Annotated in this window: 20 protein-coding genes; 8 read left to right on the top strand and 12 right to left on the bottom strand. The window is 71.4% G+C overall.

Annotation, left to right across the window (positions count from 1 at the left end):
• Window positions 1-170: 170 nt before the first annotated feature.
• The 4 genes from VEA62_RS00100 to VEA62_RS00085 all read right to left on the bottom strand — a co-directional run bounded on the left by VEA62_RS00100 (window position 171) and on the right by VEA62_RS00085 (window position 3,081).
• Window positions 171-638 carry an endonuclease domain-containing protein gene (locus tag VEA62_RS00100; protein WP_324816815.1) on the bottom strand — a complete coding sequence of 156 codons (468 nt, stop codon included), beginning with the start codon at window positions 636-638 and terminating at the stop codon, window positions 171-173.
• A gap of 77 nt (window positions 639-715) precedes the next feature.
• Window positions 716-2,194, bottom strand: coding sequence for an Asp-tRNA(Asn)/Glu-tRNA(Gln) amidotransferase subunit GatA (gene gatA, locus VEA62_RS00095; RefSeq protein WP_324816813.1), 1,479 nt, complete (start codon window positions 2,192-2,194; stop codon window positions 716-718).
• Between the two features lies 1 nt (window position 2,195).
• Window positions 2,196-2,483 carry an Asp-tRNA(Asn)/Glu-tRNA(Gln) amidotransferase subunit GatC gene (gatC, locus tag VEA62_RS00090; protein ID WP_324816811.1) on the bottom strand — a complete coding sequence of 96 codons (288 nt, stop codon included), beginning with the start codon at window positions 2,481-2,483 and terminating at the stop codon, window positions 2,196-2,198.
• Between the two features lie 73 nt (window positions 2,484-2,556).
• Window positions 2,557-3,081 carry a hypothetical protein gene (locus tag VEA62_RS00085; RefSeq protein WP_324816809.1) on the bottom strand — a complete coding sequence of 175 codons (525 nt, stop codon included), beginning with the start codon at window positions 3,079-3,081 and terminating at the stop codon, window positions 2,557-2,559.
• A 75-nt stretch (window positions 3,082-3,156) separates the two neighbouring features.
• On the opposite strand from VEA62_RS00085, the gene ruvX reads away from it, so the two are divergent.
• From ruvX to topA, 7 genes are all read left to right on the top strand, one after another.
• Window positions 3,157-3,621, top strand: a complete 465-nt coding sequence (gene ruvX / locus VEA62_RS00080; protein ID WP_324816806.1) for a Holliday junction resolvase RuvX — start codon at window positions 3,157-3,159, stop codon at window positions 3,619-3,621.
• Entirely contained in the window at window positions 3,618-4,538 is a 921-nt protein-coding gene (locus VEA62_RS00075) for an AEC family transporter (protein ID WP_324816803.1), read from the top strand. The genes ruvX and VEA62_RS00075 overlap by 4 nt, the downstream gene beginning before the upstream one ends.
• Window positions 4,539-4,561: 23 nt before the next feature.
• Entirely contained in the window at window positions 4,562-5,599 is a 1,038-nt protein-coding gene (locus VEA62_RS00070; RefSeq protein ID WP_324816801.1) for an aspartate carbamoyltransferase catalytic subunit, read from the top strand.
• On the top strand, window positions 5,596-6,882 hold the full coding sequence (gene pyrC, locus VEA62_RS00065) for a dihydroorotase (protein WP_324816798.1): 1,287 nt from the start codon (window positions 5,596-5,598) through the stop codon (window positions 6,880-6,882). The genes VEA62_RS00070 and pyrC overlap by 4 nt, the downstream gene beginning before the upstream one ends.
• Window positions 6,883-6,897: 15 nt before the next feature.
• The gene (gene plsY / locus VEA62_RS00060) at window positions 6,898-7,539 is read left to right on the top strand and encodes a glycerol-3-phosphate 1-O-acyltransferase PlsY (protein WP_324816795.1); all 642 of its coding nucleotides are present in this window, start codon (window positions 6,898-6,900) and stop codon (window positions 7,537-7,539) included.
• The gene (dprA, locus tag VEA62_RS00055) at window positions 7,536-8,630 is read left to right on the top strand and encodes a DNA-processing protein DprA (protein WP_324816792.1); all 1,095 of its coding nucleotides are present in this window, start codon (window positions 7,536-7,538) and stop codon (window positions 8,628-8,630) included. The genes plsY and dprA overlap by 4 nt, the downstream gene beginning before the upstream one ends.
• 92 nt (window positions 8,631-8,722) lie before the next feature.
• Window positions 8,723-11,356, top strand: a complete 2,634-nt coding sequence (gene topA, locus VEA62_RS00050; RefSeq protein ID WP_324816790.1) for a type I DNA topoisomerase — start codon at window positions 8,723-8,725, stop codon at window positions 11,354-11,356.
• Here topA and VEA62_RS00045 read toward each other — a convergent pair.
• The 3 genes from VEA62_RS00045 to VEA62_RS00035 all read right to left on the bottom strand — a co-directional run bounded on the left by VEA62_RS00045 (window position 11,353) and on the right by VEA62_RS00035 (window position 13,428).
• A complete protein-coding gene (locus VEA62_RS00045; RefSeq protein WP_324816787.1) occupies window positions 11,353-11,772 on the bottom strand; it encodes a molecular chaperone DnaJ in 420 nt (139 codons plus the stop codon). The genes topA and VEA62_RS00045 overlap by 4 nt on opposite strands.
• Before the next feature lie 4 nt (window positions 11,773-11,776).
• Entirely contained in the window at window positions 11,777-12,616 is an 840-nt protein-coding gene (locus VEA62_RS00040) for a division plane positioning ATPase MipZ (RefSeq protein ID WP_324816785.1), read from the bottom strand.
• A 149-nt stretch (window positions 12,617-12,765) separates the two neighbouring features.
• Window positions 12,766-13,428: an SPOR domain-containing protein gene (locus VEA62_RS00035; RefSeq protein ID WP_324816783.1), complete on the bottom strand. Its 663-nt coding sequence runs from the start codon at window positions 13,426-13,428 to the stop codon at window positions 12,766-12,768.
• Between the two features lie 75 nt (window positions 13,429-13,503).
• Between VEA62_RS00035 and panC the strand changes: the two genes are divergently transcribed.
• The gene (panC, locus tag VEA62_RS00030) at window positions 13,504-14,364 is read left to right on the top strand and encodes a pantoate--beta-alanine ligase (RefSeq protein ID WP_324816781.1); all 861 of its coding nucleotides are present in this window, start codon (window positions 13,504-13,506) and stop codon (window positions 14,362-14,364) included.
• Window positions 14,365-14,374: 10 nt separating this feature from the next.
• On the opposite strand, the gene VEA62_RS00025 is transcribed toward panC, so the two are convergent.
• The 5 genes from VEA62_RS00025 to VEA62_RS00005 form a co-directional block, all read right to left on the bottom strand.
• Window positions 14,375-15,142 carry a chorismate mutase gene (locus VEA62_RS00025; RefSeq protein ID WP_324816779.1) on the bottom strand — a complete coding sequence of 256 codons (768 nt, stop codon included), beginning with the start codon at window positions 15,140-15,142 and terminating at the stop codon, window positions 14,375-14,377.
• A 235-nt stretch (window positions 15,143-15,377) separates the two neighbouring features.
• Window positions 15,378-15,950 carry a prephenate dehydratase domain-containing protein gene (locus VEA62_RS00020; RefSeq protein WP_324816777.1) on the bottom strand — a complete coding sequence of 191 codons (573 nt, stop codon included), beginning with the start codon at window positions 15,948-15,950 and terminating at the stop codon, window positions 15,378-15,380.
• Complete coding sequence (locus VEA62_RS00015; protein WP_324816775.1) at window positions 15,951-17,324, bottom strand: class II 3-deoxy-7-phosphoheptulonate synthase; 1,374 nt, start codon at window positions 17,322-17,324, stop codon at window positions 15,951-15,953.
• An 899-nt stretch (window positions 17,325-18,223) separates the two neighbouring features.
• The gene (locus tag VEA62_RS00010) at window positions 18,224-18,985 is read right to left on the bottom strand and encodes a methyltransferase (RefSeq protein WP_324816772.1); all 762 of its coding nucleotides are present in this window, start codon (window positions 18,983-18,985) and stop codon (window positions 18,224-18,226) included.
• A 25-nt stretch (window positions 18,986-19,010) separates the two neighbouring features.
• The gene (locus VEA62_RS00005) at window positions 19,011-19,805 is read right to left on the bottom strand and encodes a hypothetical protein (protein ID WP_324816770.1); all 795 of its coding nucleotides are present in this window, start codon (window positions 19,803-19,805) and stop codon (window positions 19,011-19,013) included.
• Window positions 19,806-20,076: the final 271 nt, after the last annotated feature.

Here is a 20,076-nt window from a genome sequence, read left to right as displayed (position 1 = left end):
GTGGGGTTGCGATGTCGGCCGTGCCGGCCCGGCTGTCAGGGTTTTGCATTTTCGGGGAGCGGTAGACAACCGTGTCGTGGCCAGTCGGCGGAAGACGGCTGGCGCCGTAACCCCACTCCCTCCCACGCGCTGCGCGCGCGGGCCCCTCCCTCTCCCGATGGGAGAGGGTTTCAGGGTCGGAATTTGGGGAGTCGACGTTTGGGTACACGGCGCTTTTGAAACCCCTCTCCCTCAGGGAGAGGGAGGGGCCCGTCGACGGCGTCGACGGGAGGGTGTGGGGTTACGTCGCCGGCCAGTTTCGCTTGGGCGCGGACAGCATCGAGGACCGTTGGAAGAGAAACCATCACCTGATCGTTGGTGAAGCGCAGGACCGACCAGCCAAGGGACTCGATGGCCTGCTGGCGGTGATAGTCGTTGAGTTGTTGGTCGTCGTCATCGTGAACCTTGCCGTCGAGTTCGATGACAAGCTTCAGGGAGAGGCAGGCGAAGTCGACGAAATAGCCGTCGATGGGGTGCTGGCGGCGGAAACGCAGGCCATCGAGGCGGCTGGCGCGGAGGTATTGCCAGAGGGTGGCTTCGGCGCGGGTTTGGCGCTTCCGGAGATCGCGAGCGCGGGCGGTTCGAGTCTCGGGCGTCATCAGGTGTAACCCCACTCCCTCCCACGCCTTCGGCGTGGGCCCCTCCCTCTCCCTTTGGGAGAGGGTTTCGGATCAGACTACCACCACTTCTCCGGCCGGGCTGTGAAGCCGGCGCTCTGCTCCAGCACGTCGGCGACCTGGAAGACCGTCGCCTCGTCGAGGGCCTTGCCGATGACCTGGAGGCCGAGCGGGAGGCCGCCCTTGTCGAGCCCGGCGGGGACGGAGATGCCGGGCAGGCCGGCGAGGTTGGCGGTGACGGTGAAGATGTCGTTCAGATACATCTGCAGCGGGTCGATCTGCTTGTCGCCGAGGGCGAAGGCGGCCGAAGGCGTAGAGGGCGTCAGTATGGCGTCGACGCGGTCCCAGACGGCGTCGAAATCCATGGCGATGCGGCGGCGGACCTTGAGGGCGCGGACGTAGTAGGCGTCGTAGAATCCGGCCGACAGGACATAGGCCCCGATGGTCAGGCGGCGCTGGACCTCCTTGCCGAAGCCCTCGGCGCGGCTGGTCTCATAGAGGTCGGTCAGGCTGGAGGCCTTTTCCGCGCGGTGGCCGAAACGCATGCCGTCGTAGCGCGCCAGGTTGGACGAGGCCTCGGCCGGAGCGATGATGTAATAGGCCGGCAGGGCGTATTTGCTGTGCGGCAGGCTGATCTCGACGATCTCGGCGCCGGCGGCCTTGAGCCACTGGACGCCCTGGTCCCACAGGTCCTGGATTTCGGCCGGCATGCCGTCGACGACGTATTCCCTGGGCACGCCGATGCGCAGGCCTTTGACGCCCTTGCCGAGGCTGGCGGTCCAGTCGGGCGTCTCGACGTCGAGGCTGGTCGAGTCCTTCGGGTCGAACGAGCACATCGAGCGCAGCAGGATGGCGGCGTCCTCGACCGTCTTCGCGATCGGGCCGGCCTGGTCCAGCGAGGAGGCGAAGGCGACCATGCCGAAGCGGCTGGCCCGGCCGTAGGTCGGCTTGACCCCCACCGTGCCGGTGAAGGCGGCGGGCTGGCGGATCGAGCCGCCGGTGTCAGAGGCGGTCGCGGCCAGGCAGAGATCGCCGGCGACGGCCGAGGCCGAGCCGCCGGAACTGCCGCCCGGGGTCAGGTCGGCGTTGGAGGCGCTGGACTTCCACGGATTGACCACGGGGCCGAAGGCGCTGGTCTCGTTCGACGAGCCCATGGCGAATTCGTCCATGTTCAGCTTGCCCAGCATGACCGCGCCGTCGCGCCAAAGGTTGGCGGTGACCGTGGACTCATAGGGCGGGACGAAGCCGCGCAGCATGTTGGAGCCGGCGGTGGTCTGGACGCCGTCGGTGCAGAACAGGTCCTTGATCCCCAGCGGGGCGCCCTCGAGGGCGCCGCCCTCGCCTTTCGCCAGTTTGGCGTCGGAGGCCCGGGCCATCTCCAGGGCCTTGTCCGTGGTCTGGACCACATAGGCGTTCAGGCGCGGATTGGCGGCGTCGATGTTGGCGACGAAGGCGCGGGTGATTTCCTCGGACGAGAAGTCGCGGGCCTTGAGGCCGTCGAGGGCGGCCTTGAGGGTCAGTTTCGTGAGGTCGGACATTCTATTCGACCACCTTGGGCACGACGAAGAAGCCGTCGGCGGATTTCGGGGCGTTGCCGAGGACGTCGGCGACCTTGTCGCCGTCGGTGACGACATCGTCGCGCAGGCGCAGGGGCTGGCGGACGTTGGAGGTCATCGGCTCGACGCCCTCGACGTCGACCTCGTTGAGCTGTTCGATCCAGTTCAGGATGCCGTTCAGTTCGGCGGCGAGCGGCTCCAGCCGGTCTTCCGGGGTCTTGATGCGGGCGAGGTGCGCCACCCGGCGCACGGTCGCGGCGTCGATGGCCATGCGGCCCTCCGATAGCGAGAACGTAAGCGGGCGGGATTAGCCGCCCGTGCCCGGAATCACAAGGATTCAGACGTCACTGCGCCGGGGTGACCGTCACCGTGGCCGGAACCGAGCCGTCGGCGGCGATGGACCAGCCGACGATGATGCGGCGGGTGCGGCTGCCGATGCGGCCGGAGGCCTCGTCCATGGTGCTCTCCTCGAGCTCCAGATCGACCCGCCCGGCGCGCTGGGAGAGGATGCGGTAGTCGAGCACGTCGCCGAGGCGGAAGACGCGCCAGCCCTCAGCCGGGCTCTGGAAGAAGGCGATGTGGACGTAGAGGCCGTTCATGGCCGGATCGCCGCCGGCCGTGCCGAAGAGCTTGGCGGCCAAGGGCCCCTGCCCCGCCAGCTGGTCGAGGCGGACGACGGCGGCGGCCTCCTGGACGGCGGCTCCGGATTCGGGCTGCAGCGTGGTGGCGGGGCCGGAGGCGGCGAGCGGCGCGACGGCGGCCGGCGGGGGGGCCTGCTCGACGGGCGGCACGGCGTCCTTGCGGGTTTCGACTCCGGCGTCGCAGGCGGCGAGCCCGATCAGGGTGGTGAGAAACAGCAGCGGCTTCATTGGACGACCCTCCTCGTCTAACGCGGCGAAGCTTTGCACTTTGACACGGGCTCGCGCCAGTCCTACCCGCAGGCCGTGACAGTTGTGACACTCGAAGACCTCGCCGCCTCGACGCCCCCCGGCACGCCGTGGCTGGGGCTGGACCTCGGCGAGAAGACCATCGGCGTGGCGGCGTCGGACGCGACCCGGATGATCGCCAGCCCGCTGGTGCTGATCCGCAAGACGAAGTTCACCCAGGACGCCGAGGCGGTGCTGAAGCTGATGGACGGGCGCAAGGCGTCGGGACTGGTCATCGGCCTGCCGCTGAACATGGACGGGTCCGAAGGGCCGCGGGCGCAGTCGTGCCGGGCCTTCGCGAGGAACCTGCAGCGGCTGCGCGAGGTGCCGGTAGCCTTCCAGGACGAGCGGCTGTCGACCAGCGCGGTCGAGCGGTTCCTGATCGAGGAGTTGGACCTGAACCGCAAGCGGCGGGCCAATGTGGTCGACCGCACCGCCGCCGCCTGGATCCTGCAGGGCGCACTGGACCGGCTGCGGGCATGAGCGGACTGCTGGCCGGGATCGTGCCGGTGTTCGCCATGATCGCGCTCGGCTGGGGGCTGAGGGTGCGCGGCCTGCTGGCCGACGAGGGCTGGCGGGCGGTCGAGCGGCTGACCTATTTCATCTTCTATCCGGCCTTCCTCGTGCCAGCGGTGTGGGGCGCTGACTTCGGCGCCGGCACGGCCGGGCCGGTGGCGCTGAGCACCATCGGGGTGTCCTTCGCGGTGGCCGCGGCGACGCTGGCGGCCAGGCCGGCGATCAGGATCAGCGATCCAGGCTTCACCAGCGTATTCCAGGGGGTGATCCGCTGGAACGGCTTCGTCTTCCTGCCCGTGGCGGGGGCGGTGTTCGGGCCGGAGGGTCTGAGCACGGCGGCGGTGGCCTTCGGGGTGCTGGCGCCGGCGCTGAACGTGATCTGCGTGCTGGCGCTGGCGAAATGGGGCGCGGGACAGGGCGGCGGCTGGCGGCTGGCGCTGCGCTCGCTGGCGCGCAATCCGATCATCTGGGCCTGCGGCGTCGGGGCGGCGCTGAACCTGGCCGGACTGAGGCCGCATCCGATCATGGAGGGAATATTCGGGATGATGGGGCCGGGCGCCATCGCCCTGGGGCTGATCACAGCGGGAGCCGGGCTGAGTTTCCGCTACGCCGCCAGCCGGCCGGTGCTGATCATCACGGTGTCGGCGATCAAGCTGCTGCTGCTGCCGGTGGCCATGTTCTACGTCTGCGGCTGGCTGGGCGGAGACAGGACGGCGCAGGGAATCGCCCTGCTGGCCGGCGCGGCGCCAGGGGCGGCGGCGTCCTATGTGCTGGCGCGGCAGATGGGCGGCGATGCGCCGCTGATGGCCGGGGTGGTGGCGCTCACGACGGTTGTCAGCGCAGCGACCATCCCATTGCTGCTGGCGGCCTTCCGTTTCCTGTGAGTCCACCGTATAGCCGGGCCTCGATGACCCAGCCCGCCGCCGTCACCGACCTGATCCACGAGCGGCTGGCGCCGTTCCCCCGCGACCATTTCCTGTCCGCAGGCGATCTGAACGCCGCCACGGTCCCGCCGCTGCTGGACCTCGCCGACGCCTTCGTCGACTTCAACCGGCAATCGTCGAAGTCGCTGGACCTGATGCGCGGGCGCACGGTCATGAACCTGTTCTTCGAGAACTCGACCCGCACCAGCGCCTCGTTCGAGATCGCGGCCAAGCGGCTGGGCGCGGACGTGACGGCGCTGAGCCCCCGCACCTCGTCGACGGCCAAGGGCGAGACCCTGATCGACACGGCGGCGACGCTGAACGCCATGAAGCCGGACGTGCTGGTGGTGCGCCATTCGGCCTCGGGCGCGGCGGCCCTGCTGTCGCAGAAGGTCGGCTGTTCGGTGGTCAACGCCGGCGACGGACGGCACGAGCATCCGACCCAGGCGCTGCTGGACCTGCTGAGCCTGCGCCGGGCCTTCGGCGACGTCGGCGGGCTGACGGTGGCGATCTGCGGCGACATCGCCCACAGCCGGGTGGCGCGGTCCAATGTGGCGCTGCTCTCGATGATGGGCGCGCGGGTGCGGCTGATCGGGCCGCCAACCCTGGTGCCGGGCGACGCCGACCGGTGGGGCTGCGAGGTGTTCCACGACATGCGCGAGGGGCTGCAGGGCGTCGAGGTGGTGATGATGCTGCGCCTGCAGCTGGAGCGGATGGAGGGGGCGCTGGTGCCTTCGACCCGCGAGTATTTCCGCTTCTGGGGGCTGGACCGCGAGAAGCTGGGCTGGGCGAGGCCGGGCGCCAAGGTGATGCATCCGGGGCCGATGAACCGGGGGGTGGAGATCGACTCGGACGTCGCCGACGACCTGACCGTGTCCCTGATCCAGGACCAGGTCGAGATGGGGGTGGCGGCGCGGATGGCGGTGCTGGCCGCCCTGTCTGTTCGTCGTGAAGCCGACGACCCCTCCACCGCTTCGCGGTCCCCCTCCCCATCGCTGCGCGACAGGGAGGAGACTCGATGAGCGCGCTCGCCATCCTGAACGCGAGGTTGCTCGATCCGGCGAGCGACTATGACGGCCCCGGCGCGGTGCTGGTCGAAGACGGGCGGATCGTCGAGGTGATCCGCGGTCATGGCGCGGCGGCTCCGGCCGGGGTCGAGGCCGTCGACGCGGGCGGCCTGTGCCTGTCGCCCGGCCTGATCGATATCCGGGTCAAGACCGGCGAACCGGGTGCGGAACCGAAGGAGACCCTGAAGTCGGCCTCCTTGTCGGCGGCGGCGGGCGGGGTGACCACCATCGTCATCCAGCCGGACACCGATCCGGCCATCGACGACCCGGCCATGATCGAGTTCATCCAGCGGCGCGGCGCGGCCCTGGGCCTGATCAATGTGCGGGCGGCCGGCGCGGCGACGCAGGGACGCGACGGCCAGCGGATGGCCGAGATCGGCCTGATGGACGAGGCGGGCGCCCTGTATTTCACCGACGTCGACCGGGTCATCGCCAATACGCGGATGCTGCAGCGGGTGATGAGCTATGCGGCGGCGTTCAACGCCCTGGTGTCGTGCCGCCCGGCCGATCCGTGGCTGAGCGAGGGAGCGGTGGCGACTTCGGGCGAACTGGCGACGCGGCTGGGGCTGGCCTCCGCGCCGGCGATCGCCGAACGCATCCAGCTGGAGCGCGACCTGGCCCTGGTCGAGCAGACCGGGGCGCGGTTCCTTGTCGACCAGATCTCGACCGAGGGGGCGCTGGAGACGCTGGCCCGGGCCCGGGCCAAGGGGCTGGAGGTCGCCGCCTCGGTGTCGATCAACCACCTGTGCTTCAACGAGATCGACATCGGCGACTATCGCACCTTCTACCGGATGGACCCGCCCCTGCGGCCGGAGCGCGACCGGCAGGCGCTGATCGAGGCGGTGCGCGACGGTCTGATCGACGCCATCACCAGCGCCCACGCCCCCGCCCCGGCCGAGGACAAGCGCCGGCCCTTCGCCGAGGCGACGCCGGGGGCCGTCGGTCTGGAGACGCTGCTGCCCGCGGCGCTGTCGCTGCACCACGAGGACGGACTGGATCTGCTGGACATCCTTCGCCCGCTGACGCACGGGCCGGCGACGCTGCTGGGCCTCGAAGCCGGACTGCTGGCCGAAGGCGCGCCGGCCGACCTGACGCTGTTCGATCCCGGGGCGCCGGTGGTGATCGACGCCGCCGCGCTGAAATCCAAGTCGAAGAACTCGCCGTTCGACGGACGCCGCCTGCAAGGGAAGGTCTTGCTCACCGTCGTCGGCGGACGCATCGTCCACGACGCACGCTAGAGGGGAGCGAATCAGTTGCAGGATCTGGCCGGACCCGCCCTGGGGACGCTCGCGCTCGCGGCGGCGGGCGGATACCTGCTGGGCTCCATCCCGTTCGGCGTGATCCTGACCCGGGCGGCGGGCGCCGGGGACGTGCGCCAGATCGGCTCTGGCAATATCGGCGCGACCAATGTGCTGAGGACCGGACGCAAGGACCTGGCGATCGCCACCCTGCTGCTCGACGCCGGCAAGGGGGCGGCGGCGCTGCTGCTGGCCCGCTACCTGTTCCCCGGCGTGCCGGCGATGGCCGCCGTAGCGGGCGGCGCGGCCTTCCTCGGCCACCTGTTCCCGGTCTGGCTGGGCTTCAGGGGCGGCAAGGGGGTGGCGACCTTCTTCGGCCTGCTGCTGGCCGCGGCCTGGCCGCTGGGCCTGCTGGCCGGGGCGACCTGGCTGATCGTCGCGGCCGTGTTCCGCATCTCCTCGCTGGCGGCGCTGGTCTCATCGGCCGCCGCCCCGCTGTACGCCCTGCTGCCGCTGGCGGCGCTGGGCCTGCCCACGCCGGCGCCCATCCTGGTGCTGGCCGCCGTGACCGCCGCCCTGATCTGGGTGCGGCACCATCAGAACATCGCCCGCCTGCTGAAGGGGGCCGAGCCCCGCATCGGCGCCGGGAAGGCGTGACCGCCCGGGCGCGGCTGCCGGAGACGGAGCGGTTCGCCCGGCTGCGACTGGCGCGGACCGACAGGGTCGGCCCCGTCACCTTCAATCAGCTGCTGGACCGGTTCGGCTCGGCCGGACGCGCCATCGAAGCCCTGCCCGACCTGCTGCGGCGCGGCGGCGGACACGGGCACGATCTGGCGCCCGCCGGGGACATCGAAGCGGAGATCGAAGCCGGCGTCCGGATCGGGGCCCGGCTGATCGTGCTGGGCGACGCCGACTATCCGGAGATGCTGGCCGCCGTCGATCCGCCGCCGCCGGTGCTGTGGACGCTGGGCGAGGCGAGCCTGATGAGCCGGCCGTGCATCGCGATCGTCGGGGCCCGGATCGCCTCGGCCGGCGGTCAGCGGATCGCCCGCGGCCTGTCCCAGCACCTGGGCGAGGCCGGCCATGTGGTGGTGTCGGGGCTGGCGCGGGGCATAGACGGCGCGGCTCACGCCGGGGCCCTGCCGACCGGGACCGTGGCCGTGCTGGGCGGCGGGGTCGACGACGTCTATCCGCCGGACAACGCCGACCTCTACCGCCTGATCGCCGACCAGGGCTGCGTCGTGTCGGAGAGCCGGATCGGCGCCAGGGCGCAGGCGAAGGATTTCCCGCGCCGCAACCGCATCATCTCGGGCCTGTCGCGCGGCGTCATCGTAGTGGAGGCGGAACTGCGCTCAGGCTCGCTGATCACCGCCCGGCTGGCGGGCGAGCAGGGCCGCGACGTCTTCGCCGTGCCGGGCTCGCCGCTGGACCCGAGGTCGCGCGGGCCTAACGAGCTGCTGCGCCAGGGGGCGATCCTGTGCGAGGGGCTGGAGGATGTGGAGCGGGCCTTCTCGACCTTGCGCACCCTGCGCGAGCCACCCGCCGGCAATCCGTTCGCCGGGGCGCCGGACGACGTCGACGACGCCTTCCTGGAGCGGGTCGCGGCCTTGCTGTCGCCGACGCCGACGCCGCGGGACGAGCTGGCCCGGTCGCTGTCGGCGCCGATCGGACTGGTGGCCGCGGCGCTGCTGGAACTGAGCCTGGCGGGCCGCGCGACCCTGCTGCCGGGAGGGCTGGTTTCGCTCTGATATCAGCCCCGAATTACGCCGCCGATTGACAGCGACGCCTGCGCCAACCACGTTCCGCCCCCTTTCGAGCCCCCTGAAGGCCCCCTCCCCGCATGAACCTCGTCGTCGTCGAGAGCCCCGCAAAGGCCAAGACCATCAACAAATATCTGGGCCCGGACTTCCATGTCCTGGCGTCCTACGGCCACGTCCGCGACCTGCCGTCGAAGGACGGGTCGGTGCTGCCGGACGACGACTTCGCCATGTCGTGGGAGATCGACGCCAAGGCCTCCAAGCGGATGTCGGAGATCGCCGAGGCGGCGAAGAAGGCCGACCGCGTCATCCTCGCCACCGACCCCGACCGCGAGGGCGAGGCGATCAGCTGGCACGTGCTGGAGATTCTGACGAAGAAGAAGGCGCTGAAGGACACGCCGGTCGAGCGGGTCACCTTCAACGCCATCACCAAGCCGGCGGTGCTGGAGGCCATGGCCAATCCGCGCCAGCTCGACATGGAACTGGTCGAGGCCTACCTGGCCCGGCGGGCGCTGGACTATCTGGTCGGCTTCACCCTGTCGCCGGTGCTGTGGCGCAAGCTGCCGGGCGCGCGGTCGGCCGGCCGGGTGCAGTCGGTGGCGCTGCGCATCGTCGTCGACCGCGAGATGGAGATCGAGCGGTTCAAGGCGCAGGAATACTGGTCGGTCGAGGCCGACCTGACCGCCGACAGCCCGCCGTTCACGACGCGGCTGGTCAAGCACGCCGGCAAGCGGGTGCAGCGGCTGGACATCGTCTCGGAAGCCATGGCCACGGCCGCGCGCGACGCGATCAACGCCGGATCGTTCACGATCCGGTCGATCGAGAAGAAGCCGGTCAGGCGCGCGCCGGCCCCGCCCTTCATGACCTCGACCCTGCAGCAGGAGGCGGCGCGCAAGCTGGGCTTCACGGCGCAGCGGACCATGCAGGCGGCGCAGAAGCTCTATGAAGGCGTCGACGACCAGGGCGGCCTGATCACCTATATGCGGACCGACGGCCTGTCGGTCAGCCCGGAGGGCATCGCCCAGGCGCGCGAGATCATCGGCAGCCGGTTCGGTCCGGCCTACGTTCCGGAGCAGCCGCGCTACTACAAGACCAAGGCCAAGAACGCCCAGGAGGCGCACGAGGCCATCCGCCCGACCAACCTGGCCCGCGCGCCCGAGACGCTGAGGCTCGAGAGCGATCTGGCGCGGCTGTACGAGCTGATCTGGAAGCGGATGGTCGCCAGCCAGATGGAATCGGCGCGGCTGGACCGGACCACGGTCGAGGTCGAGACTCCGGACGGTCAGACCGGCCTGCGCGCCACCGGCCAGGTGGTGGCCTTCGACGGCTTCATGGCGGTCTATGAAGAGGGCCGCGACGACAAGCCGAAGGACGGGGCGGAAGACGAGGACGACACCACCCGCCTGCCCGCCCTGAAGGAGGGCGCGGCCGCGAAGGTCGAGGCCATCCGCACCGAGCAGCATTTCACCGAGCCGCCGCCGCGCTATTCGGAAGCGACCCTGGTCAAGAAGCTGGAGGAGCTGGGCATCGGGCGGCCGTCCACCTACGCCTCGATCCTGACCACCCTGCGCGACCGGGAATATGTCCGCGCCGACAAGGGCCGGTTCTATCCGGAGGACAAGGGGCGGCTGGTCACGGCCTTCCTCGAGCAGTTCTTCCGCAAATGGGTCGAGTACGACTTCACCGCGGCGCTGGAGACCCGGCTGGACGAGGTCTCGGCGGGCGAGCTGAACTGGAAGGTGCTGCTGCGCGAGTTCTGGAGCGACTTCCACACGGCGACGAGCGCGGCGGGCGAACTGCGCACCACGGCCATCCTCGACGCCCTGAACGAGTCGCTGGGCCCGCACATCTTCCCGCAGAAGGAAGACGGCTCGGACCCCCGCGAATGCCCGCTGTGCCATCAGGGGCAGCTGAGCCTGAAGACCAGCCGGTTCGGGGCCTTCATCGGCTGCTCGCGCTATCCCGACTGCAAATACACCCGGCCGGTGGCGTCTCCGGACGCGGCCGAGGGCGGGGCCGAGGGCGGCGACCGCGAACTGGGCGTCGATCCGGCGACCGGACAGCCGGTGAACCTGAAGATCGGCCGGTTCGGGCCGTATGTGGAGACGACGCCGCCGGGCGAGGAGAAGCCGAAGCGGTCGTCCCTGCCCAAGGGCTGGTCGCCGGCGTCGCTGACGCTGGAGCAGGCGCTGAGGCTGCTGGCCCTGCCGCGCGAGGTCGGGCTGCACCCCGAGGACGGCAAGCCGATCACCGCCGGGCTGGGCCGCTACGGGCCGTTCGTGCAGCACGCCGGGACCTACGCCAACGTCGCCGACATCGACGAGGTGTTCGAGATCGGCCTGAACCGCGCCGTGGTGCTGCTGGCGGAGAAGCGGGCCGGGAAGTTCGCCGGGCGCGGCGCGGCGGCGGCGCCGCTGAAGGATCTGGGGACGCACCCTGAGACGGGCGAGCCGATCCACGTCATGGCGGGGCGGTTCGGCCCCTATGTGAAGTCGGGCAAGATCAACGCCACCCTGCCCAAGGGCATGGCGCCCGAGGATCTGACCCTGGAGGACGCCCTGCCGCTGCTGGCGGCCCGGGCGGCGGCGGCGCCGTCGAGAGGCAGGAAGACGCCGGCGAAGAAGGCAGCGGCCAGCAAGCCGGCCGCGAAGAAGGCCGCTCCGAAGAAGGCCGCTCCGAAGAAGGCGGCGGCGAAGAAGGCTCCGGCGAAGGCCTAGCCCTTCAGCAACCGGTCGCGGGCGGCGTTGAGGCGGGAGGCGAGGCCTTCCGTGCCGCCCTGGTCCGGATGGGCGCGGGCCATCAGCCGCTTCCAGGCGGCGTTGATCTGCTGCGGGCTGGCGTCGGCGGAGACCCCGAGCAGCGAGCGGGCCTCGGCGGCGCTCATGGCCTCGGTGCGGGGCCGGGCGGCGCGCTGACGCGAAGCGAGGGTGAGCCACAGGCCGGCGCCGGCGAGGGCCGCGGCGGGGAGCCAGGCGCCGCGCGCCGCCAGAAGGACGGCTCCGGCGATCAGGACGGCGCTGAACAGGGTGGCCGTGACGCGCCAGTGGCCCTGGCCCCGCCGCTCGGTCTGGCGGCCCAGCCGCACCAGCGCCCAGACGGCGATCGCCGCCAGCGCCAGCCAGACGAGGCTCAAGACCTCACGCCGCGGCGTCCAGCGGCGCGTTGAGGGAGCCGCCGTCGAGGCCGAGCGCCCGCATCAGGTTGCGCAGCTCCTGGCGGGCGGCGACATGGGCCAGCGACACCGCCACCGGCCGCACCTCGTTGGACAGGTCGGCGACGGTCAGGCCGAAGGGGAACAGCTCGCGGTAGATGACGCGGTCGCGCAAGCCCGGCCCCATGCGGAAGCCGACGCGGCGGGCCAGCTTCTCCATCCGCTCCTCGAGGCGCTGGCGGTTGCGCGCGGCGGCGACGGCGAGGCGGTTGGTGACCACGATCCAGTCGATGGCGGCGGCCCGGCCCTCGGTGATGGCGCGGTGCTTGCGCGCCTCCCAGACGCTTTCGGAATAGATCGAGGGCTTGAGCAGTTCGAGGGTGACCGGGTCGACCTGGCCGAGCAGGTCGAAGTCGACGAAGCTGTCGTTCATCGGGGTGACGATCTGGTCGGCGAGGCCGTGGGCGGTGCGCGACAGCAGGGTGTCGCCGCCGGGCGTGTCGATCAGGATGACCTCGGCCGTGGCGCGGGCCTCGGCGAAGGCGGCGTCGAAACGGGCCAGCTGCTCGCTCTCGTCGGCCTTGGCCAGCGCCTTGCCGTCGCCCATGTCGGGCTCGACCGGCATCGGCAGGACCTGGCCGTTGCCGGCCGTCCAGGCGGCGCGGTTGGCGAAGAATTTGGCCATCGACCGCTGGCGCAGGTCGAGATCGATGATCGCGACCGTCTTGCCGGCGTGCAGCAGGCCGCAGGCGATGTGGATGGCCAGGGTGGACTTGCCCGCCCCGCCCTTTTCGTTGCCGACGACGATGACCGTGGGGTCAGCCATGGATTCCCGATGCCTCTGCAGCCGCCGACTCGACGCGCGGCCTTCAGGCGCCAGAATCGCCGGGCCGGGGCGCGGCGTCAACGGAGCGGCGGTCAGTGACTGTGGATGTGAGGCGCCGGAGCCTCAGGCCGGGCGTTCAGGCAGGGCGTTCAGGCGGCGCGGTGGCACCAGGGATCGTCGATGCCGGCGGCGGCGCAGACGGCGGCGGCGCCGGCGGCGGGAGCCCGGACCTTGAGTCGGGTCAGGCGGCGCCCCCCCACTTCGACAGCCTCATAGGTCGGCGTCAGGCCGTCGAGGGCCCAGGCGGCGCCGCCTTCCTTCAGACGCGACCATGCGGCGCGGGCGGCGGCCTCGCTGGAGTAGGCGCCGATCTGCACGAGCCCGCCGGCGCGGGGCGCGACCGCCTCGCGGCGGACCTGGGCGGGGCGAAGGCCGGCCTGGGCGGCGGCGCCGTCGATGCGGGCGGACACCGTCTGCACCATGGCTTCGGCCACCGCCGGCGCCGCGGCGGCGGCGAGGCGCCGGCCCTGCTCTTCCGCCGCGCCGCGAAGGTCGCCGTCGCGGGCGTCCCACAGGGCGTGAGGATCCATGACCTGCACTTGCAGCGCGGGGCGCAGGCCGGCCCCGGTCGAGGTGCGGGCCACGACGGCGCGGGCCGGCGCGGCCCCGGCCTGGCCGTCCAGCGGAATGGCGGCGACGGCCTCGGCCATGTCCTCGAAGCGATGCGGGTTCGGCTCGACCATGCCGCAGGCGGACAGGGCGGCGGCGGCCAGACAGGCCAGCACTGGACGGATGATGAGGCTCGGCGTCATAAGCGCACCCTGGCACGCCGGGCTTTGAGGCACGGTTCACAAGCACGCTTAAGGCGAAGGGTTAATCCGTTCACCATGTCCGACACTCCAGACCTGCCCGTCGCCCGCACCATCGCGGACCTGCGCCAGACGGTAAGCGGCTGGAAGCGGCAGGGGTTCACGGTCGGCTTCGTTCCGACCATGGGGGCGTTGCACGAAGGCCACCTGACGCTGGTGCGCGAGGCCGGCCAGCGGGCCGACCGGGTGGTGGCCAGCGTCTTCGTCAACCCGACCCAGTTCGCGGCGCATGAGGACCTCGGCGCCTATCCCCGGCAGGAGGCGCGCGACGCCGAACTGCTGGCCGGCGCGGGCTGCGCCCTGATGTATGCGCCGGCCGTGGAGGAGATGTATCCGGCCGACGCGACCACGACGATCTCGGTCGGGGCCCCGGCCGAGGGACTGGAGGGCGATTTCCGGCCGCAGATGTTCGGCGGGGTGGCGCTGGTCGTGGCCAAGCTGCTGAACCAGGTGCAGCCGCATGTGGCGGTGTTCGGGGAGAAGGATTTCCAGCAGCTGATCGTGGTCCGCCGGCTGGTGCGCGACCTGGACATTCCGGTGGAGATCGTGGGTTCGCCGACCATCCGCGACGGGCACGGCCTCGCCCTGTCGTCGCGCAACGCCTACCTGTCGGCGGACGAGCTGGAGGTGGCGCGGCGGCTGAACGGCGTGCTGGCCGAGGCCGGGGCGCGGGCGTCGGCGGGCGGCCCCCTGCCCGCCATCGAGGCCGGGGCCGCGACCGCCCTGCTCGAGGCCGGGTTCAGCCACGTCGACTATGTGGCGGTGCGGCGGGCGGAGGATCTGGGGGAATTCGCGGGCGGAAGGGTCGACGGCCCCGCCCGCGTCCTCGCCGCCGCCTGGCTGGGCAAGACCCGGCTGATCGACAATATGGCGGTCTAGCCGCCCGCCTCTAGCCGATCGAGCCCACGCAGCCTTCGTCGCCCCCGAGCGGGAGGACGGCGTCGGTCAGGGACAGGGTCCAGCCGTGGTGGGTGTCGAGGCCGCGGCGGCGCAGGCCGGCCCCGTCGCCCGCGTCTCCCCCCGCGGTGACCAGCACGCGGCGGCCGCCGGGCAGGGCCGCGGGATCGATGCGGCCGACCGCCAGCGCCGTCGGCGTCTCGCCGCCGAAACCGTCGAAGACGCTGAGCATGGCCCATTGGCGGCGCAGGCCGGTCCACCACGGGTCGCCGGCGTTGATCGCGAGCACGGCCACCCCGTGACCCCCGGCGGCCCAGGCGAGCGCCGCCTGCGGATCGTGGACGGCGCGCATGTCGGCGGCGGCGCCGAAGCGCAGGCGGGCGCCGTCGAAGGCGCGGGTCGGCTCGACCGGCGACCAGACCTGGACCTGCATCCGGCCCTGACGGGCCAGTCCCCAGCCGACGACCTGGCGCCAGAGGGATTCGACGGCCTCGCGGTTGTCGGGCGCGGCCTGGGCGAGGACGCGGTCGAGGACGGTCTGCTCGCGATCGGGCCGGAGTTTCAGATGGGGGCCGGACGGCGCGTCCTTGGCCCTGCCGACGCGGGCGGCGATGGCGAGGCGGCGCTCGAACAGGGCGAGGAGCTGGTCGTCGAGGACGTCGATCTCGTGACGCAGGGCGGCGAGCGCCATCTGTTCGGCGGAGACTTCGAGCGGCGCGGGCCAGACCTGCTGCAGGGCGGCTTTGGGACTGTGGGGCACGGGAGGGTCTTTCGGTTTCGATACGGGGCTGGACGTTTTGCGAGCCGCCGCTCCATCGCGGAGCGGTCGCCGGCGAGGCGGCCGGGACGCGATGCCCGACGCCTCAGCCGGCGTATCGAAAGCCGTAGAAATACAGGTCCGCGGCGGCGGTGAAGCCGGCGAATGCAGTCGCAGCGAGGGCTGGCGAGCGGACCATGGGCGTCTTTGGGCGCATGGATCGTGCGCCGTCAAGCACTCAGGCGCTCAACAGCACAAAGCGCGTGCGGTTGTCGGCCGAATCCTGGATGTCGTTGCGCAGAATCGACAGCTCATAGACCTCGGCGGCGCGCGCCGGGGCGACGGCGGCGCGGGTGGGTTCCCTGGCTTCGGCGACGGCGCGGGCCGCCCCGGCGGTGTCGAAGGCCTCGACCGGCTCGATGCCGAGGCCCTTCAGCGTGGCGGCGCACTGGCCGAGGGCGGCGGGGTGGCTTTCGGCGGTCCGGATGTCGCCGAGGCGCGCGCCAGCCGGCGCCATCAGGGCGAGGCGGATCGGCCGCCAGACCTCCGAGACGACGGTCAGCCCCGCCGCCTCGACCAGAGACGCGGCGGGCTCGACGCGGCCGACGGTGGTGTTCTCGACGGGAATGAGGGCGCAGCCCACCTCCCCCGCCTTCAGGGCGTCGATGGCCGCCTCGAAGCTGTCGCAGGCGACGGGTTCGTCCCACGGACGCAGATCGACCACGGCCTCGTGGCTGAAGGCGCCCGGCGCGCCCTGATAGGCGCAGCGGCCCGGCGCATCGTCGCCGTCGGGGCGGCCGACGGGCTCCATTCAGGCCGCCTGCGAGCGGTTGATCCGGCCGGCCTTGAGCCGCTCCGCGACGAGGAAGGCCAGCTCAAGCGCCTGGTCGGCGTTGAGGCGCGGATCGCAGTGGGTGTGATAGCGGCTGCTGAGGTCGTCCTCGGTCAGGGCCTGGGCCCCGCCGAGACATTCGGTGACGTTCTGGCCGGTCATTTCGAGGTGGACGCCGCCGGGGTGGAGCCCTTCGGCCTCCGCGACGTCGATGAAGGCGCGCACCTCGGCGAGGATGCGCTCGAACGGCCGGGTCTTGTAGCCGTTGCCGGCCTTGAGCGTATTGCCGTGCATCGGGTCGATCGACCAGACGACGCGGCGGCCCTCGGCCTTCACGGCCTTCATCAGGCGCGGCAGGCGGTCGCCGACCTTGTCCGCCCCGAAGCGGCCGATCAGGGTCAGGCGGCCGGGCGTATTGTCGGGATTGAGCACGTCGATCAGGGCCAGCAGGTCGTCGGGCTCCATGGTCGGGCCGCATTTGAGGCCGACCGGGTTGCGGATGCCGCGGGCGAATTCGACGTGGGCGCCGTCCAGCTGACGGGTGCGCTCGCCGATCCAGACCATGTGGGCCGAGGTGTCGAACCATTCGCCGGTGGCGCCGTCGAGCCGGGTCAGGGCGCTTTCGAGGTTGAGCAGCAGGGCTTCGTGGCTGGTGAAGACCTCGACCCGGCTGAGGTCAGGATGGGTCTCGGGGGTGACGCCCACGGCCTCCATGAAGGCCAGGGCCTCGGTGATCTTGTCGGCCAGGTCGCGGTAGCGGGCGCCATAGGCGCTGTCGGCGGCGAACCCCATGGTCCAGCGGTGGATGTTGTAGAGGTCGGCGTAGCCGCCGCCGGCGAAGGCGCGCAGCAGGTTCAGGGTCGAGGCCGACTGGTTGTAGGCGCGCAGCAGCCGCCGGGGGTCCGGCAGCCGCTCTTCCGGCGTGAACGCCATGCCGTTGATGATGTCGCCGCGGTAGCTGGGCAGGGTGGTGTCGCCGATGGTCTCCAGCGAGGAGGAGCGCGGCTTGGCGAACTGGCCGGCGATGCGGCCGACCTTCACCACCGGCTTGCGGCCGGCGAAGGTCAGGACCACGGCCATCTGCAGGATCAGGCGGAAGGTGTCGCGGATGTTGTCGGTCGAGAATTCCTTGAAGCTCTCGGCGCAGTCGCCGCCCTGCAGCAGGAAGGCCTCCCCGGCCTCCACCTGGGCCAGTTTGGCGGTCAGGTGACGGGCCTCGCCGGCGAAGACCAGCGGCGGCATGGCGCGCAGCTCGTCCTCGACGCGCTGCAGGGCGGCCATGTCCGGATAGTCCGTCGGCATCTGCACGACGGGTTTCTGTCTCCAGCTCTCGGGCGTCCAGCGCGTACTCATCCGGCCAAGATAGGCGGAGGCGGGTTCAGGGACAATGAACCGTCGTGACGCATGGGAGGGATTGGGGATCCGGGCGGCGGGCGACGGGCAACAGGCAACAGGCAACAGGCAACAGGCAACAGGCAACAGGCAACAGGCAGTAGGGAGTGGGCACGGGGGTTCGTCCTCCGCTGGCAAGGGCCGGCGCAGGGTGGGGAGGGTGCGGGACAGCCGGGCCTCGCCCGGATGTGTTTCTGGTTTTACCGTTTCGACGAGACAGGCTGCCCCGCGCGGTCGTTTTCCACGCGCCCTCCGGCTGGCGGCCCTGACATTCGGGCCTTGCCGGATCACCGCCGGGGCCATTGCTGGCCCCGACGCGGGGCGGACATGACGGCATGAAGCTGACGTCAGCAGTCCGCACTCCAGCAGCGCGCGGCGAGCAAGCGGGCAGGATCCATCCCCGCCCTCGAGGACCCCCGGACTTTCCGTCGCCCGGGCTTCATCGCTCGACCACAGCCCGCCGTCGTCGAGGAACGTGGATCCGACGCCCTCCCCATCGACGGGATGGGCAATAGTATGGGCCGGGTTTTCACCAGGGCGCGTTCGTGACGCTGGCGCGGGGAGGATGTGGAGGGAAAACAGCGGCCTGGCTGTTCGAACTATGAAGACAGAGGCGGGATTTGCAGCGCAGCAATTCCCGCTTTCGTCATCCCGGGGGCGCGAAGCGAACCCCGGGACAGGGCGGCGCCGAAGGCGATCTGTTCAGGCAGGCTGTCGCCGGCAGCCGCGCTCCCGACAGGGTCGCGCTGTCGCGCGCCGCCCTCTCCCGGGGTCGGCGCGGCTCCGCCGCTTGCCCCGGGATGACGAAAGAACCGGATGCGGGGGCCGGGCGAAGCTGCGCCGCCGACCTCGCCCTCCGGTCAGGCCGGCTTCCTGAAGCGCAGCATGAACTGGCTGGTCTTGCCGCGGATGGAGGGGTCGAAGACGCTGGCGGTCAGGGGGTCGGCGGGGCTGGCGAGCATGGCGCTCTCACCGTCGAGGACGAAGCCGGCCGCCGTGACCTCGCGCTTGACCGCCTCGATGTCGATGCGGTGCAGGGTGTCGGCGGCGGCGAGGCCGGATCCGGCGGCGGCGTGGTGGTCGACGATGACGTAGAGACCGCCCGGCTTCAGAGCCCGGAACACAGCCGTATTGACCCTGGAGGCCGTGTCGGCCGGGAACGGGGCCAGATGCAGGTCGTGATAGTTCTGGGCGGTGAAGACGAGGTCGAGGCCGGTGGGGAACTCCGGCGCGCCGAGCGGCGAGCGGACGCCGTCGACGTTGGCCAGGGCGTCGGCGTCCGTCACCGCCTGGCCGTAGCCGGCTTCGAAGGCGACGAATTCCTCAGGCTGCCAGGCCGTCACCTGGCCGTCGGGGCCGACGGCGGCGGAGAAGACGCGGGTGAAATAGCCGCCGCCCATGATCATGTCGGCCACCTTCTGGCCCGGGGCGACCTGGGCGAAGGCGAGGGTTTCGGCGGTGTGGCGGGCTGCGTCGCGGGCGCGGTCCCCGGCGGTGCGAACCGGGTCGGCCAAGGCGGCGGCGTAGGACGAGGCCTCCTGAACCGGCGGCGGCGCCGGCGCGAAGGCGGCGGACGACAGGGCGATCAGCGCCGAGGCGGCGACGAGCAGTGAACGACGCATCACTCTTCTCCTTTGATGGAAAGCCTTAGCCGGGTTTCCTGAAGCGATAGACGAACTGGTCGGTGCGGCCGCGGATGGCCTCGTCGAAGACATTGACGGTGCGGTCGTCGGCCGGATTGGCCAGGGCCGTGGACTCGCCGTCGAAGACGAAACCGGCGGCCTCGACCTCGGCGCGCAGCGAGGCGCCCTCAATGCGGTGCAGGGACTGGACCTCGGCGTGGCCCGTGCCGGGGCGGCCCGAGTGGTCGACGACGACGAAATAGCCGCCGGGCTTGAGGGCCGCGAAGATGGCCCGGTTCATCCGCGTCACGTCCGTGTTGAAGGCCGGGATGTGGAAGTCGTGGTATTCCTGGCTCATCCAGATGACGTCGAGCGGCTCCGGGAAACCCATGCTGTCGAGGTCGCCGTTGACCCGCAGCACGTTCGGATAGGCGGCGACGAGGGCGTCGGCGCGGGCGTTCTCGCGCTCGGCGGTGCGGTTGGGCACGAAGGCGTAGACCTTGCCGGTCTCGCCGACGGTGCGGGCGAACAGGCGGGTGAAATAGCCCGCCCCGGGGCGGATGTCGGCGACCCTGTCGCCCGGTTCCAGCATGGCGAAGGCGAGCATCCGGTCGGGCTGGCGGAATTGATCGCGCGCGACCTCATCGGCGGGACGGAGCGGATCGGCGATGGCGGCGCGATGGATGTCGGCCAGCCGCATGGTCTCATAGGTCCGTTCGGCCATGCGGTCCTCGCGGCCGGCCCAGGGGTCGGAGCCGCAGGCGGCGAGGCCAGTCACGGCGAGGACGGCGGCGAGGGCGAAAGCGGACGGCTTGAGCATGATCGTCTCCTGAACCAGCGGCGACAGCCAAGCTCCGGAATGGGGAGCGATGCAAGCGGGAATCCTTCTCCCCTTGCGGGAGAAGGTGGCCCGCGCAGCGGGGCCGATGAAGTTGGCGAGGTCACCGGTCGGGAGCCGCCGGCGCGACCCCTCATCCGTCAGCCTTCGGCCGCCACCTTCTCCCGCAAGGGGAGAAGGATCACGGAAGCGGCGTCCACGCCTCGTCCGCCGGCAGCGGGGCGAAGAGGCGGTCGAGGTCGGCGTCGGTGAC

Origin of the sequence: Brevundimonas sp., from assembly GCF_035627475.1 — a bacterium.
Classification (GTDB): domain Bacteria; phylum Pseudomonadota; class Alphaproteobacteria; order Caulobacterales; family Caulobacteraceae; genus Brevundimonas.
This window is presented reverse-complemented; position numbering and strand designations above follow the sequence as displayed.